Here is a 15,349-nt window from a genome sequence, read left to right on the forward strand (position 1 = left end):
GCATGCCATGTGTGCAGGTCGGGTCAGCCCCCCCGGCGTAAGCCGACAACACCGCTCCAATCAGATCGGATCGTAGAACAGTTCGTCGACATAGCACCAGCCCCACGTCTCGCCCGGCTCCTTCGAGCGGATGATCGGGTGTTTGGTGGCGTGAAAATGTTTGGTGGCGTGCTTGTTTTTCGAATCGTCGCAGCAGCCGACATGGCCGCACACCATGCACACGCGCAGGTGGACCCATTCATCGCCCATTTTCAGGCATTCTTCGCAGCCGGCCGAATTGGCGTCGCACGTGTGGATATCGTTGAGATGCTGGCAACCTTGCGTCATGCTGTGCTCCCTTAAAAGTGGTTCATTCGGATGTTTCCTTCCGGCGCTGCGGAATCAGCCACAAGACCGCCACGGCCACGTAGATGGCGGCGCCGGCCGGCGCATACCACAGCGACAGGCCGATCGCCGCCAGGTACAGCGCGATCGACAGTTCCTTCTTGCGGCTGTGGCCCAGCGCCTGCGCCAGCGGCGAATCGGGTCCTTCGCTGGCTACCTGCGAGCGTACCAGCATGCGAAAAGCCACCGCGCACATCAGCAGCACCACGCCATACAAGGTCATCGGCGCCGAGGTCAGCGGATAGTTGCCGGCCCAGGCGGTGACCAGCGGCACCAGCGACAGCCAGAACAGCAGGTGCAGGTTGGCCCACAGGTTGCGGCCGGTAACCTGGCGCGTCAGCTGCAGCACATGATGGTGATTGACCCAGTAGATGCCGACATACACAAAACTGAGCAGGTAGGCATACAGCACCGGCGCCATCTCCAGCACCTCGCGCCAGTGCGGCCCGCTTGGCACCTTCAGCGCCAGCACCATGATGGTGATCGCGATGGCGATCACGCCATCGGTAAATGCTTCCAGGCGGCTCTTGTTCATGATGTAGGGGAGAAAATGCACCATGCTAGCCTGCCGGCGCATGGCTCGCGCCTGCCAGAAGACCAGTGCGCATGATTTTCCTGGCCCAAAGACAGGCACAAACCTGTCCAATCCCCGCTACACTGAGACATCGCCAACCATGGAGCCACGCATGCCCTCTCAAGACAACGACCTGGCCGAACGCGCCCGCCTGATCGCCCTGGCGCGCGCCCTGCGCGACCTGCACAAGCACCTGATCGAGATCGAGACGCAGTACTTCGGCGCCGTCGGCAGCCCGCTGGAACTGCTGCAGCTGGTCACCAACCACCCGCATTTCGCCTGGCTGCAAAAATTGTCGGGCCTGATGGCGCAGATGGACGAGCGCCTCGATGAACCGGAACCGGTCACGCCGGCCGTCGCCCTCACCTACCGCCGCGCGCTCGAAGCGCTGATCGGTCCGTCGGAAGACGGCGACAAGGCATTTCAGGCCAAATACAACGCGCTGCTGCATGACGCGCCGGAAATCGTGATGGCGCATGGCGCGGTCAGGAAGCTGCTCAGTTCGATTGCGGCGCCGGGCAAGGCGTAGCGCCTCGCCTGCCATCGAACAGTGCACGTCCAACTGCACGCTTGCCGATACAATCGTTGTCTGTATCGGCATCGCAAGGACGAGCGCGTTGAACAATCCCCTTTTTCTCAATACGATCCTGCTGGGCGGCAGCACCGCTGAAAAAATCGCCGCGGCAGGCAGCGCCGGCTTCGACCAGGTCGAGCTGTGGCGCCAGGATCTCGACGCGCATCCCGGCGGCGCCCCGGGCGTGCTGCACGCTCTGGCACAGGCCGATCTCGGGCTGGCCGACTTCCAGGTGCTGCTCGACTTCGACGGCGCACCGGGCGCGCGCCGCAGCGCCAAGCGCCAGGAAGCGCTGCAGATGCTCGACCTGGCGGTGCAGGTTGGCGCCACCAGCGTGCTGGCGCCCGCGTCGACCGACCCGGATTGCGATGCCGCGCGGATCGTCGACGACCTGGCCTGGCTGGCGCAGCAGGCTGCCACGCGCGGCTTGCGCATCGCGTATGAAGCGATGGCCTGGAGTACGGTCAATCACACCACGCCGGCCGCCTGGCGCTGCGTGCAGCTGGCCAATCAAGCCAATCTGGGCCTGGTGATCGATGCATTTCATATTTTCGCGCTGGGTCGCAATGCGAGCGACCTCGACGGTATCCCTGCGGAGCGCATATTCCTGGTGCAGCTGTCCGACCTCGATCGGCAGGTCAGCAAGGCCGGGTTGAAGACGGCCGCGCGCCACCGCCGCCTGCTGCCCGGCGACGGCCATTTTCCGCTGGCCAGCCTGCTGCAGCGGCTCTCGGCAATCGGCTATGCCGGACCGATCGGGCTGGAAGTATTCAATGACGCGCTGCACGCGCGCGACCCGGCGGAAGTGGCGCAGGAAGCGATGGCGGCGCTGCGGCGCGTGTGCGCCTTGCAAAACCAATAATTTCCATGCTGGCGCCGGGTTGCAGCAAGAAGAAAGAGAAGAACGCGGCCGAGCCCGCGCCCGAGCGCAAGATTGGCGACGGGAAGGTGTCGGCCCGCTGGTGCCCGGCAGCGACAGGAGCGCGGACAAGCTGATCCATGCGCAGGGCTACCAGAGGCAGGAGAGCCTGCATTTTTGCGGCGTGCAGGATAGACGGACTGGCGGCGTGGCCGGCGGGCGCTTATCGGCGCGCTTGCCGGCCTGCCGATAATTGCGCCAGGAAACCGCGCGGATTGCTGACAAACCTGGCCGCCCGCGACGACGCCATGGCCTGCCACACCCGTTCCGGTGGTGGCGCGATACAGCACCTGGACCCAGGATCAATCAGCCGGCAAGCGAGCCGGTGCGCCGACCACCGGGCCGTTATCGATGCCGACATCGAACGAATCAGGGTCACCTTTCACGCAACCATCAGCAACCCTAACCGTGATGCAATACCGCCCCCGCGTTCGCACCGGCCTGCCCGGCGGGCACCTTGACGCGCAGCGCGATCAGCAATGCCGCCAGCAGCATCAGCACGCCAGCGGCCATGAACACGCCGGCGATGCCGCTGACGCTGAACATGGCGCCGCCGGCGGCCGCACCCGCCGCAATCGCCGATTGCACCGACGCCACCACCATTCCGCCGGCGCTTTCCGCCTGGTCCGGAATGGCGCGCGCCACCCAGTTCGACCAGGCGACGGGCACGCCGCCGAACGCCAGCCCCCAGATCGCCAGCAGTACCGACAACCCCGTCAAGGTGGCTGGCACCAGCACCAGCGCCAGTGCCGCCACGCCCACCAGTGCCGGCATCAGCACCAGCGTCAGGCGCAGGCTGCGTTCGAGCAGCCGCCCTGCCAGCAGCGTGCCGGCGAAGTTGGCCAGGCCGAATCCCAGCAGCATCAGCGCCAGCGTATCGGCGCCAACATGGGCCGTGGTTTCAAGAAATGGCCGGATGTAGGTAAACAGTGCGAAGTGGCCGCTGTGCACCAGCACGCAGCCGAGCATGCCCACTGCAATGCCAGGGCGGGCCAGCAAGCTCCACACCGTGCCATGCCGGCTTGCCGTGCGCGGCGGCAGTTGCGGCAGCGTCAGCCACTGGAACAGCAGCGTGACGCCGCCGATCGCGCTGGCGGCAAAAAACGCGCTGCGCCAGCCGTACAGGCCGCCCAGATAGCTGCCTAGCGGCACCGCCACCACGGTGCCTATGGCGATGCCGCTGAAGATGATGGACAGCGCGCGCGGCAGCAGCGCCGCTGGCACCAGGCGCATCGCCACCGCTGCCGCCATGCTCCAGAAACCGCCGAGTGCGATGCCGAGCAACATGCGCATGGCCAGCAAGACGCCCAGGCTCGACGACAACGCCACCAGCAGGTTCGAGGCGATCATCAGCGTGGAAAACGCCAGCAGCACCAGGCGCCGGTCGAAGCGCCGCGTCAGGCGCGGCACCAGCAGGCCGGCAAACAGCGCCACCACGGCCGTCATCGTCACGGCCTGCCCGGCCAGCGCTTCCGACACCCGCATTTCCTGCGCCATCGGCGTCAGCAGGCTGGCTGGCAAATACTCCGCCGTCAGCAAACCGAAGACGCCCATTGCCAGCGAGAACACCGCCATCCAAGCCGGCGCGGCCGGTCCGGCGTCCGCAGCGCTGGCCGGGTTGACGGTCAAAGACGCGTTACAAATAGAATCGCTCATTCCAGGTTCCTCAAAGTTTCGACAAGACGTTACTGTAGACGCCGCAAACCGGAGGGTCTATGATGGAAACCCGTCCTTTTTTGACTGAAACCCCTGACATGAATGAAGCAGCGGTGTTTGCCTTGTCCTCCGAGCTGATCAGCGCGCTGCTGACCGGCATGCGCCTGCGCGGCGTGCAATACCGGCGTGTCCAGGCCGGACCGCGCTTCGGCCTGGGCTTCGACGCCAGGCCTGGCCACGCCTATTTTCACTTCCTGGCGGTCGGCACGGCCATCTTGCGCACCAGCGACGGCGCACTGCACGAGCTGAGCGCAGGCAATGCCGTGTTCATGCCGCACGGCGGCGCGCATCAGCTGCTGTCCGACCAGGACATGCCGGTGGCCGGCATCGACAGCTATCAGGCAGCGCCGCTGGGCGACAAGGTCGACGCCGTGGATGCCTGCCCCAGCCTCGACGTAACGCCGGGCACCATCCTGTTTTACGGCTGCATGGAATTCGATCTGGGCGGCATGCAGGGGCTGGGGCCGTTGATGTCCGAGGTGATGGTGGCCGATGTCCTGGGACAGCGCTATCCGGGATTGATGCCGATCCTGGCGTCGATGAAAAGCGAAGTGTGTTCGGGGCGCGTCGGCTTTGCCGGCATTCTCGCCCGCCTCGCCGAAGTGGCAGCGGCCATGATCGTGCGCGGCTGGGTGGAATGCGGTTGCGACAATGCCTCGGGCCTGGTCGCGGCCTTGCGCGATCCGCGCCTGGCCCGCGCCATCCTGGCGCTGCACCGGCAGCCCGGCCGCAACTGGACGGTGGAGGAACTGGCTGCCGAATGCCACAGCTCGCGCTCGGTGTTCGCGGAACGCTTCCAGGCCACCATCGGCACGCCCCCGCTGCGCTATGCGACGGAGCTGCGCATGCACCTGGCCAGGCAGTGGCTGAGCCAGGGCAAGCTGCCGGTCGACACCGTCGCGCAGCGCCTGGGCTATGCCTCGCAGGCCGCGTTCAGCCGCGCGTACAAGCGGGTTACCAGCCAGACGCCGGGGGCGACCCGGCGCGTGGAGAGCGTGACAGGAACATGATGCAGGCAGGAGAACATCGCCGACCTCCTTGCCCTTGGCGGCAAGCCATTACTGCTTGCCAAACACGATCATGCTGCGATCGCTTCAAGGAATTCATCTGAGGTGTCCACTTCCAAAAAGCGGGAGGAAGGAAAGAGCAGGCGCAAGCAGATACGGGTTGGCGGGATGCCGGCGCCATGCTGACGTTGCCAGCGAGCGCAAGGCAGAGATGCACACGCATCCCTGGCCTTGCCCGTATTGCGCGCTGTTACTGCACCTGATATTTGACCGAACGCGGACCATACAGCAGGCCATTGGTCATGCCTGCCGACAGCAAACGTGCATTGGCCACGCCCGCCACCGGATGCGCCGCATCGGTGGTGCTGTTGATGATCTGCTTGACGGCAGCGGCCACCAGTGCGCCGATCAGGCCGCCACCACCGTTGTTGCCGCCCTCGTTGTTGGAAGCGCTGGCGGCGCCTTCCCACAGCAGGGTGCCGGTCTTCAGGTCGACCAGCTTGGCCGTGACCGAGACCACCGCCACGCTGTCGATCACGGTATAGGTCGAACCGTATTTGCTGATGGTGATATACAGGCCAGCATCGGCGCCAAAGATCTCGTTGAGTTTCCTGACGTCGACGCCATGGATATCGGCCGCATTGGTCAGGCCGTTCTGCTTGAATGTCTCGCCCACCACGGCCACCGGCAGCACGTAGTAGCCAGCTTCGGCCAGCGGATACGATACCTGCGCGTAGACGCTGTTGCCGGCGTTGACTTCCGGCGAGTTGTTCAGCGGCGGCAAGACCACGATCGAACGCGGCTTGGCAGCCTTGAACGCGGTGTAGTCATATGATGGGGCCTTGGTGGCACAGCCCACCATCAGCACCGCAGGGGCCAGCAACAGAGCGACTTTTTTCAAGCGCGACATCATAATTTCTCACCTTTTTTCAGTTTGCCGAGCAGGAAGTCCATGTACGCACTCGATTCCGGGAACAGTTTTTTCTCGTCCTCGAACTGCGTTGCGACCTGGTCCGGCTTGCCGGTAATCGAATACAGCATGCCCAGGTGAGCATGGAAGCCTGGTGGCACACTGTTGCCCTTGGCGCTGATCAACGCCAGCGATTTTTCCATCTCTGCAATCTGCTGCTCCGGGCTTTCGCCTTTCAGGTACTGGTATACCTGCGGCTGGTAGCCATCCCATTGATACAGGGTTTTCGGCGCGGTGGCGCAACCGGTCAGCATGGCGCTCATGGCCAGTGCCAGCGCGACGCCACCCTTTTTCATCATTGTCGTTTTCATGGCGTGCCTTTTATTGTTTGCGCAGTGCGCCGGCTTCCACGCCCGCCACCAGGCGCTCGACAGCTTCGCGCATGGCCAGGTCCAGCACCTTGCCATTCAGCGTGGCGTCATAGCTGGCGGTACCGCCAAAACCCAGCACTTCACGATTCGACAGGCTGTATTCGCCAGCGCCCTGGGCCGAATACACGACTTCCGAGGTGGCGATATTGACGACGTTCAGCGAGACCTTGGCATAGGCCACCTGCGTCTTGCCACGGCCCATGATGCCGAATAACTGCTGGTCGCCCACTTCCTTGCGGCCAAACTCGGTCACGTCGCCGGTGATGACAAAATCGGCGCCCTTGATGTTCTGCGCCTGTTTCTTGTATTCCGATTCCTGCTTGATTTCCGCCATATTGTCGCGGTCGAGCACGTTAAAGCGGTTGGTGCCTTGCAGGTGCGAGATCAGGATGGTCTTCGACTGGCTGCCCAGACGATCGACGCCATCGGAGAAAATGCCGCGCATGAAGCTGGAGCGGTTGTCGAATTTGCCGACGGCGATCAAGGTCCGTTGTCCGACATAGGGACGCGCTGCGCTTGCGACGGCAGGGACGGCCAGGGCTTGCGATGTCTCGGTAGCGCAGCCTGCCAGCGATGCGCCGATCAGCGTCGCGAGCAGCAGTACGCCAGGTGTAGTTTTAGTCATGATGCCCTTAAGAGAGGAGTGATCAAGGACGCGCTTGCATAGTGATTTTTTGCAAGTTACTTTCCTTAATGCAATTATAATTTATTACCACTCTCGCAATTCTCTCCAAAAGTCACAGCGCCCTGGAAGGACTTGATCCAGGCGCGGAAACCACTGCGTGCCATCATGGGTGCAAAATAAAAGCCGATATCGCAACGCGATATCGGCTTGAATCGCCACCGGACGGCAGCGCACAATCAAGTCTGGAAGGGCAAGATCAGGCCAGCAACTGCTTGTACAGCCGCGTCGCCATCAGCCCGGCCGCGCTATGGTGATGGGCGGGCGACATCAGCGGTATCAGCATGTCCATCGCCGAACCCTTGCTGCCCTGCTCCGCCACTTTCTGTTCCAGCGCGCGCAAGTCCAGGTCGAAGTTCTGCTCTTCCGGCTGCTGCAGCCCAAGGTGGCGGCGGAACACGCCGCGCACGCCGGCGCGTACCTGGCGTGGCTGGGCTTCGGCCAGGGTCTCGATCGAGCGCATGGCGGCGCGGTGCGTCATGATGCGCGGCGCAGGGATGCCCGTCTCTTCCAGCGGCGACTCGATCCAGTCGCGCAGCACCTGCTGCTCGTAGCTGCTGAAGACGCCGAACATTTCCGCGCGTTCGCTCTGGATCAGGCGCCAGAAGCGGCTGTCCTCGACCGGCGCGCCGCGCTGGATCCAGCCCGTGCTTTCCAGCTTTTCCAGCAGCGCCGGCACCTGGCTCTTGTCGCTGAGCCAGTCGTTGATGGTCTTGCCGCCGATGCGGCAGTAGTCGGAATGCATGTTCTTGCCGGCCACGCTTTTTTCGCACAGGATGCGTACCAGTTCCTGTTGCAGATCAAAACCCTTGATGATGTCGTTGGTGCCGGCGCCCAGGTCGTTGAGACGGAAGCCATTGCGCACGCGGCGATAGAAGGCCTGCGCGTCGCCGAAGCGCGGCATCAGCTGCACCACCGCGTCGGTGGCCTTGCGCGCATGGCCGCTGGAACCGTTGTCGACCGTAACATGCAAAGTAAAGTAGTACGGGTCGATGCCCAGCTCGTTGAGTTCGTAGGACGTGATCAAGAGGTGCAGCGGCAACTGTTCATAGCCCAGGTTGAAGCCGATAATTTCGGGCAGGAAACTGCCATTGTCGTGCGCCAGCGCCAGCTGGATCGCGCCCTGCACGAAATGGCGGTCGTCGAGATCCTGCCAGTCGTCGCAACCGTGGCTGGCCAGCAGTTTCTGGTACAGCACCACATGGTTTTTTTCTTCGACGCCATCGCCCAGCTCTTCCAGGTAGATCTGGATCAGCGCGCGGTAGCGCTGGTGCTGCCATTGCTGCAGCGCGCTGTACAGCCAGGAACCGTCGACCAGCTTGGTCGGCGCGGCGGCGCGCAGGAAATACAGTGCATGCGCCTTGGTGGTGAAAAAGCGGCGCGGCGCGCCAGCCTTGCGTTCGGCCAGGTAGGCCTGGTATTGCTCGCCTACCCGTTCGGCGCTGGTGCGCGACCAGTTCAGCAGGTCTTCCGGCCGCTCGGGCAGATCATCGGGCAGTTGTTCCGCTGCCAGCAGTTGCTGCTGCAGATAGTTGCGCGCGGCGGCCCGCGCCATGGCCGCATTGGCCGGCGCGCTCAGGGTGTCGTACATGTCGCGCGCGTTGGGCACAGGAGCAACCTGGTCTTCGTAAAGATTCTTCGGTACTGCGGAAAGCAAGTTGGACATGGACGTATCCTGAAAGAGGTGAGGCCTCGCCGGACTTCGGGAGTCGGGGTCGGCCGGTATTTCACCATTATCGGGAAGTAATGCCACAGCGCACATCAGTACGCTTCGCGTCTTGTCGTCGGACAAGACTTACAAGGCACGCGTGCCGAACGCAGCGATTTTCTGCAAGATGCGACAATAACAAAAGCACCTGCATTCCATTCCACCATCAACCTCGGGAGAATCACATGAAAATCTTGTTCACGGCTGCCTTGCTGCTCGGTGCGCAACTGGCGCACGCGCAGACAGTGGAATTATCGTTCGTGGGACCGAACGGCGTTGAACAGGCGGCAGGCACGGTCAGCATCTCCGATACCAAGTATGGCGCCCTGCTGACGCCTGACCTGAAGGGACTGCCGGCCGGCACGCACGGCTTCCACCTGCATGAAAAACCATCGTGCGACTCGAACATGACTGATGGCAAGCCGACGCCGGCAGGTGCGGCGGGCGGCCACTGGGATCCGGCGAAAACCGCCGCGCACAAGGGCCCGTATGACGATGCCGGCCACAAGGGCGACCTGCCCGCCATTTACGTCGCGGCCGACGGCACCGCCACCTATCCAGTGCTGGCGCCGCGCATCAAGGCGAGCGAATTCAAGGGCCACGCGCTGATGGTGCACGTCGGTGGCGACAACCACAGCGACCACCCGGAAAAACTCGGCGGCGGCGGCGCGCGCATGGCGTGCGGCGTGGTGAAATAAACGATCTGGCTGCGGCGCGGGCAGACTCGCTGCGCCGCAGCCAGCACCCCTGAAAACCGCGCACCTTCACACAAATCGACAGAAAGAACGATATGCATACCGAACCACAGAGCACCAGCAAACCGGCGATGGACGCCGACACGCTCGAATTCATCCGCGGCCTGTTCAACCTGGTGCGCGAAGGCGATACCGAACAATTGACTGCGCTGGTCGCCAAGGGCGTGCCGGTCAACTTCCGCAATGAAAAGGGCGACAGCCTGATCATGCTGGCCACCTACCACGGCCACCTGGGCACCTCGCGCATCCTGCTCGAAGCAGGCGCCGACCCCAATGTCGCCAATGATCAGGGCCAGACGCCGCTGGCCGGCGTGGCCTACAAGGGCTATCTGGAGATCGCCGAACTGCTGCTCCAGCATGGCGCCAACGTCGAAGGCGCCAGCCCCGACGGCAAGACGCCGCTGATGATGGCCGCCATGTTCAACCGCCAGGCCATCCTGGAACTGCTGCTGGCCAAGGGCGCCAGGATCGACGCCATCGACAGCCGCGGCATGACGGCCGTCTCGCTGGCCAAGATGATGAATGCGGCCGATACGCTGGCGCACCTGACCGCACTGGGCCAGCAGGCCTGACCAATAATTTGGTGTGCGGGGTCGTCAGTGGCCCGGCAACTGTTGCGCCATGGTCTCAACCATGGCGCCTGCCGTGCCTGCGGTTGAACCCGGGCCAGGTAACTCGGTACACTGGAAGGTCAATGTCACGGAACCTGGCCCATGTCTGTCCCCCACCCTTCCATCTCCCGCCCCTTGACCACCGCGCTGGCTCTGTCGCTGGGCGCCGCCGTGGCGCTCGGCCTGTCGCGCTTCTCCTACGGCCTGCTGCTGCCACCGATGCGCGACGACCTGGGCTGGTCCTACCTGCTGGCCGGCGCCATGAATACCTGCAACGCGCTCGGCTATTTTCTGGGCGCGCTGGCCACGCCGGCCCTGCTGCGCCGTTTCGGCGTCTGGCGCGTGCTGATGATCGGCAGCGTGCTGGCCAGCGTGTTCATGCTGATGTCGGGCTTTGTCAGCGACACCACCGCCCTGTTCCTGCAGCGCCTCTGCGCTGGCGCGGCCAGCGCCCTGATCTTTATCGCCGGCGGCGTGCTGGCCGCCCGGCTCGGTTCCATGCACGGCGAGCGGGCCGGCTTCATTATCGGCCTGTACTACGGCGGCACCGGGATCGGCATCGCCGCCTCTGCGCTGCTGGTGCCGGCCGCCCTTTCATCAGCGGCGCAGCATGGCGCCGCGCATGGCTGGCAATCGGCCTGGCTGGCGCTGGGCGTGGCCTGCTTGCTGGCCACAGCCGTGATGGCGCTGCCGGCGCGCGCCATCGGCGAAGCGCAACTGGCGAGCGGCCCGGCGCAGCGCTTTTCCGTCAAGGATTTTGCGCATGGCCTGGCCGGCTACTTCCTGTTCGGCGCCGGCTATATCGGCTACATGACCTTTGTGGTCGCCCTGCTCAGGCAGCAAGGGATGTCGCCGCGCTTGATTACCGTGTTCTACACCGTGCTCGGACTGGCGGTGCTGGCCTCGTCGCGCATCTGGGCGCGCATGCTGGACCGCTACAAGGGCGGCCAGTCGCTGGCCATCCTGAACGCCGTGCTGGGCGCCGCCACCCTGATCCCCGCGCTGACCAGCGCCGTGCCGCTGATTTTCATTTCCGGCCTCGTGTTCGGCGCTGTGTTCCTGTCGGTGGTGGCCTCGACCACGGCGCTGGTGCGGCACAACCTGCCGCCCGCATCGTGGTCGTCGGGCATCAGCGCCTTTACGGCCGTGTTTGCATTCGGCCAGATCGCCGGTCCCGTGATGGTCGGCTGGATTGCGGATGGACCGGCGGGACTGGAGCGCGGATTGATCGCCTCCAGTGTCACGCTGCTGGCCGGCGCAGCGGTGGCGTCGCGGCAAAAAGCCCTCACGACAGGGCTGTAAGCGCCCTCTTACACCATCACAAGAGTACGGCTGACCCTGGCTGCGGGTTACTACACAGATAATCAATTCCCAAGATACGCACCACCAAGGTGCGTTGTGCAACCTTACTGGAATTGATCATGTCCCACAGCGCCCCCAACTGTACTCCCCTCGTGCTGACGCATGGCGGCGTCGGCGCACGCCCGAAGGATCGCGACGGCTGCGTCGCGGCATCGCAGGCAGGCTTGCATTGCCTGCTGGACGCCGGCGACAGTCTGCAGGCCGCGCTGCAGGCGGCGGTGCAGGCCGTCTCGGTGCTGGAAGACGATCCGCGCTTCAATGCCGGCACCGGTTCCGTGCTGCGCATGGACGGCGTGACCATCGAAATGGATGCGGCCGTGATGGACAGCCTGGGCAAGCTGGGCGCCGTCGCCGGCGTGCGCCGCGTGCGCCATCCGGTACAGGTGGCCGCCGGCGTGGCCGCTACGCCGCACTGGCTGTTGTGCGGCGAAGGCGCGCTGCGTTTTGCGCGCGCGTCCGGTTCCGCCGACTACGATCCGGCCACCTTGCAGGCCAATATCAAGCACCAGGAACTGCTGGCCCAGCTGCAGCGCGGCAAGCGGCTGCGCCATGGCGAAGAGAACGCCAGCTTTACCGACCACTGGAATTACCCGGTGGCGCTGGCGATCAAGCCCGGCGCGCCGTGCGACACGGTCGGCGCCGTGGTGCGCGACGCCTATGGCAATTTTGCGGTGGCCGCCTCGACCGGCGGCTGCACGCCATCGCTGCTGGGCCGCGTGGGCGACACGCCCATCATCGGTGCCGGTTTCTATGCCGGCCCGGCCGGCGCGGTAGCCGTCACCGGCATCGGCGAACATATCGTGCGCCACCTGCTGGCATTCCGCGTGCACGAATGGCTGGCGGGCGGCATGCCGCTTGATGCCGCCCTGCAGCGCGGGCTGGACCTGTTCGACCCGGCCATCGATGTGGGCCTGATCGCCGTCAATGCCCGTGACAGCGGCGTGTGCAGCAACCGCGAGATGCCGTCGGCGGCCGCGCAAGGCCCGGGCGCCCCATAACTTTCAACACCTATCCCAGAACTTATCATGCATATCATCGAACAGCGCCTGCTGCGCGGGCCCAATCTGTACGCTCAAACTCCCTGCCTGATGGCGGTGCTGGACCTGCAGCCGCTGCAGGACCGGCAAGCTGCGGACACGCCGCAACTGTATCCTCAACTGGAAGCGCTGCTGCCGACCCTGCGCGAGCGGGCCGGCACGGCCTTGGCCCTGCGCACGGGCGAACCGGCCGCATACGGCCCGGTGGTCGACCTGGTGCTGCGCGAACTGCAGGCGCTGGCCGGCAGCGTGCCGACCGAAGGTCATAGCGGCCCGGTGCGCGGCCAGCCGTCGCAGTTCCGCATCGTCTGCGGCTACCAGATCGAACAGGTGGCCACCGAAGCGCTGGCGCTGGCGGTGCAGATTGTCGACACCCTGGCACAGGGAGCGCCGTTCGAGATCGAGGCGCCGCTGGCGGCCCTGCGCGAACTGGCGCAGCAGCGCGCGATGGGCACCAGCACGGCGGCGGTGATTGCGGCGGCGCGCAAGCGCGGCATCCCTACCTTGCGCCTGTCCGAAGAATCGAACCTGTTCCAGCTGGGCTGGGGCAGCCGCCAGAAACGCCTGCAGGCCACCATTACCGGCGACGCGGGCACGCTGGCCGTGCGCATCGCCAGCGACAAGCAGCTGACCAAGACCCTGCTCGCCGAAGCGGGCGTGCCGGTGCCGCGCGGCGGTACGGTCACCTCGCCGGAACAGGCGCAGCGGCTGGCGGCCAGCCTGGGCGTCGGCCAGGGAAAAATCGTCACCGTCAAGCCGCTGGACGCCAATCACGGCAAGGGCGTCACCACGCGCTGCGCCACGCCGGACGAAGTGGCCACCGCCTATGAGCTGGCGCGCCGCCACAGCCGCCATATCATCGTCGAGCGTTTTCTCGAAGGCCGCGACTACCGCGTGCTGGTCACCGGCGACAAGGTGGCCGCAGCCGCCTGGCGCCGCCCGCCGGAAGTCACGGGCGATGGCGAGCACACGATCGCCGAGCTGGTGGCGCAGGAAAACCGCAATCCCGCGCGCGGCGAAGGCCATGCGAATATCCTGACGCGCATCCCGCTCGACGACAGCGCGCTGGCGATCCTGCGCGAACAGGGATATGAGACTGGCAGCATCGCGCCAGCCGGCGCCAGCGTCGTCTTGCGCGGCAACGCCAACCTGTCGAGCGGCGGCACGGCCGAAGACGTGACCGACCTGCTGCCGGCCGAAACCCGTTCGCTGTGCGTGCGCGCCGCGCGCAAGGTGGGGCTGGACGTGGCCGGCATCGACATCATCTGCAGCGATATTTCGCAACCCCTGCGCGAGCAGGGCGGCGGCGTGATCGAGGTCAATGCCGCGCCAGGCATCCGCATGCACCAGTATCCGAGCGCCGGCCTGCCGCGCGACGCCGGCGGCGCCATCGTCGAAGCGATGTACCCGCAAGGCGAAGGCCGCATTCCCGTCATCGCGGTGACCGGCACCAACGGCAAGACCACCACCTGCCTGATGCTGGCGCACGCGGCCCGCATGGCTGGGCTGGGCACCGGTGTCACCACCACCGAGGGCGTGTTCATCAACGGCGAGCGCATCGTCAAGGGCGACTGCGCCGGCTACTGGTCGGCGCGTACCGTGCTGACGGCGCCCGAAGTCGACTTCGCGGTGCTGGAAACGGCGCGCGGCGGCATCCTGAAGCGGGGCCTGGCGTTCGACCGCTGCGACGTGGGCGTGGTGCTGAACGTGGCGGCCGACCACCTGGGCCTGGACGGCATCGATACCGTGGCCGACCTGGCGCAGGTCAAGGCCGTGGTGGCGCGCAGCGCGGCGCGCGCCGTGGTGCTCAATGCGCAGGACTTCCATTGCGCCGCCATCGACCCGACCCTGTCGCCCGAGGTGGAACGGCTGTATTTTTCGCTCGACCCCGATCATCCCGTGCTGCTGCGCCACCTGGAGCGCGGCGGGCGCGGGGCCTACCTGCAGGACGGCCAACTGGTGATCGCCGACGGCACGCGGCGCCATGCGCTGCTGGCCGCCGCCAGCATGCCGGCCGCACTCGGTGGCCATGCGCGCTACAACATCGCCAATGCGCTGGCCAGCGCGGCGGCCCTGCTGGCCAGCGGTTTTGAACTGGCGCAGATCGCCGCAGGCCTGGGCAGTTTCGTGTGCGACAACCAGACCAACCCGCTGCGCTCGAACCTGTTTCGCCTGCGCGACGACATCACGCTGATCGTCGACTACGCCCACAATCCGGCCGCCTACACGGCCCTGGGCCAGATGGCGCGCTCGATGGCATCGAACGGACGCCGGCTGATCGGCGTGGTGACGGCCCCCGGCGACCGCCGCGACGCCGACCTGCACGCCATGGGTGCCGCCTGCGCCGCGCACTTCGATGAACTGGTCGTATACGAATCGGCGCGGCGCGGACGCGAGGCGGGCGATACGGGCCGCCTGATCACGGGCGGCGTCGAACAGGCGCGCATCGACGCCTGCTGCCAGCAATGGCAGCAGATCGACAATGTGCGCGCGGCGCTCGACCATGCGCTGGCGCGCTGCCAGCCGGGCGACGTGCTGGTGTATTCCTGCCCTTCGTCGCTGGCCGACCTGATCGCCGCCGTGCGCGTGTCCGATCCGGCCGGCGCGCAGCGCATTGCCGACGAAGTCAACGGCGTGGCAATCGACCACTGCGCCCCCATTCCTTGAACCCCTTCGAAA

Annotated in this window: 15 protein-coding genes; 8 read left to right on the forward strand and 7 right to left on the reverse strand. The window is 65.4% G+C overall.

Features of this window, described 5'->3' with window-relative positions; genetic code table 11:
* Nucleotides 1–60 precede the first annotated feature (60 nt).
* A complete protein-coding gene (locus RTQ46_RS12365) occupies nt 61–327 on the reverse strand; it encodes a UBP-type zinc finger domain-containing protein (protein ID WP_312436939.1) in 267 nt (88 codons plus the stop codon).
* Between the two features lie 22 nt (nt 328–349).
* On the reverse strand, nt 350–919 hold the full coding sequence (locus RTQ46_RS12370) for a TMEM175 family protein (protein WP_409518326.1): 570 nt from the start codon (nt 917–919) through the stop codon (nt 350–352).
* Between the two features lie 151 nt (nt 920–1,070).
* Here RTQ46_RS12370 and RTQ46_RS12375 point away from each other — a divergent pair, with 151 nt between their 5' ends.
* Nucleotides 1,071–1,487, forward strand: a complete 417-nt coding sequence (locus RTQ46_RS12375; protein WP_312436942.1) for a hypothetical protein — start codon at nt 1,071–1,073, stop codon at nt 1,485–1,487.
* A gap of 88 nt (nt 1,488–1,575) precedes the next feature.
* A complete protein-coding gene (locus tag RTQ46_RS12380; RefSeq protein ID WP_312436944.1) occupies nt 1,576–2,394 on the forward strand; it encodes a sugar phosphate isomerase/epimerase family protein in 819 nt (272 codons plus the stop codon).
* A 459-nt stretch (nt 2,395–2,853) separates the two neighbouring features.
* Here RTQ46_RS12380 and RTQ46_RS12385 read toward each other — a convergent pair whose 3' ends face one another.
* Nucleotides 2,854–4,107, reverse strand: coding sequence for an MFS transporter (locus tag RTQ46_RS12385; RefSeq protein ID WP_312436945.1), 1,254 nt, complete (start codon nt 4,105–4,107; stop codon nt 2,854–2,856).
* A 98-nt stretch (nt 4,108–4,205) separates the two neighbouring features.
* On the opposite strand from RTQ46_RS12385, the gene RTQ46_RS12390 reads away from it, so the two are divergent.
* Entirely contained in the window at nt 4,206–5,177 is a 972-nt protein-coding gene (locus RTQ46_RS12390; protein WP_409518325.1) for an AraC family transcriptional regulator, read from the forward strand.
* A gap of 247 nt (nt 5,178–5,424) precedes the next feature.
* Here RTQ46_RS12390 and RTQ46_RS12395 read toward each other — a convergent pair whose 3' ends face one another.
* From RTQ46_RS12395 to RTQ46_RS12410, 4 genes are all read right to left on the reverse strand, one after another.
* Nucleotides 5,425–6,087, reverse strand: coding sequence for a DUF799 domain-containing protein (locus tag RTQ46_RS12395; protein ID WP_312436947.1), 663 nt, complete (start codon nt 6,085–6,087; stop codon nt 5,425–5,427).
* A complete protein-coding gene (locus RTQ46_RS12400) occupies nt 6,084–6,455 on the reverse strand; it encodes a DUF4810 domain-containing protein (protein WP_312436948.1) in 372 nt (123 codons plus the stop codon). The genes RTQ46_RS12395 and RTQ46_RS12400 overlap by 4 nt, the downstream gene beginning before the upstream one ends.
* 10 nt (nt 6,456–6,465) lie before the next feature.
* Nucleotides 6,466–7,140, reverse strand: a complete 675-nt coding sequence (locus tag RTQ46_RS12405) for a CsgG/HfaB family protein (RefSeq protein ID WP_312436950.1) — start codon at nt 7,138–7,140, stop codon at nt 6,466–6,468.
* A gap of 256 nt (nt 7,141–7,396) precedes the next feature.
* Nucleotides 7,397–8,863, reverse strand: coding sequence for an iron-containing redox enzyme family protein (locus RTQ46_RS12410; protein ID WP_312436952.1), 1,467 nt, complete (start codon nt 8,861–8,863; stop codon nt 7,397–7,399).
* Nucleotides 8,864–9,090: 227 nt separating this feature from the next.
* Between RTQ46_RS12410 and sodC the strand changes: the two genes are divergently transcribed.
* The 5 genes from sodC to cphA all read left to right on the forward strand — a co-directional run bounded on the left by sodC (nt 9,091) and on the right by cphA (nt 15,337).
* Nucleotides 9,091–9,603, forward strand: coding sequence for a superoxide dismutase [Cu-Zn] SodC (sodC, locus tag RTQ46_RS12415; RefSeq protein WP_312436954.1), 513 nt, complete (start codon nt 9,091–9,093; stop codon nt 9,601–9,603).
* A 92-nt stretch (nt 9,604–9,695) separates the two neighbouring features.
* Nucleotides 9,696–10,232: an ankyrin repeat domain-containing protein gene (locus RTQ46_RS12420; RefSeq protein WP_312436955.1), complete on the forward strand. Its 537-nt coding sequence runs from the start codon at nt 9,696–9,698 to the stop codon at nt 10,230–10,232.
* Nucleotides 10,233–10,373: 141 nt separating this feature from the next.
* Complete coding sequence (locus RTQ46_RS12425; protein ID WP_312436957.1) at nt 10,374–11,573, forward strand: YbfB/YjiJ family MFS transporter; 1,200 nt, start codon at nt 10,374–10,376, stop codon at nt 11,571–11,573.
* Nucleotides 11,574–11,692: 119 nt separating this feature from the next.
* Nucleotides 11,693–12,631, forward strand: a complete 939-nt coding sequence (locus RTQ46_RS12430) for an isoaspartyl peptidase/L-asparaginase (RefSeq protein WP_312436958.1) — start codon at nt 11,693–11,695, stop codon at nt 12,629–12,631.
* Between the two features lie 27 nt (nt 12,632–12,658).
* Complete coding sequence (gene cphA / locus RTQ46_RS12435; protein WP_312436960.1) at nt 12,659–15,337, forward strand: cyanophycin synthetase; 2,679 nt, start codon at nt 12,659–12,661, stop codon at nt 15,335–15,337.
* The last annotated feature ends 12 nt before the right edge of the window (nt 15,338–15,349 follow it).

The organism is Janthinobacterium sp., assembly GCF_031995485.1.
Classification (GTDB): domain Bacteria; phylum Pseudomonadota; class Gammaproteobacteria; order Burkholderiales; family Burkholderiaceae_D; genus Janthinobacterium.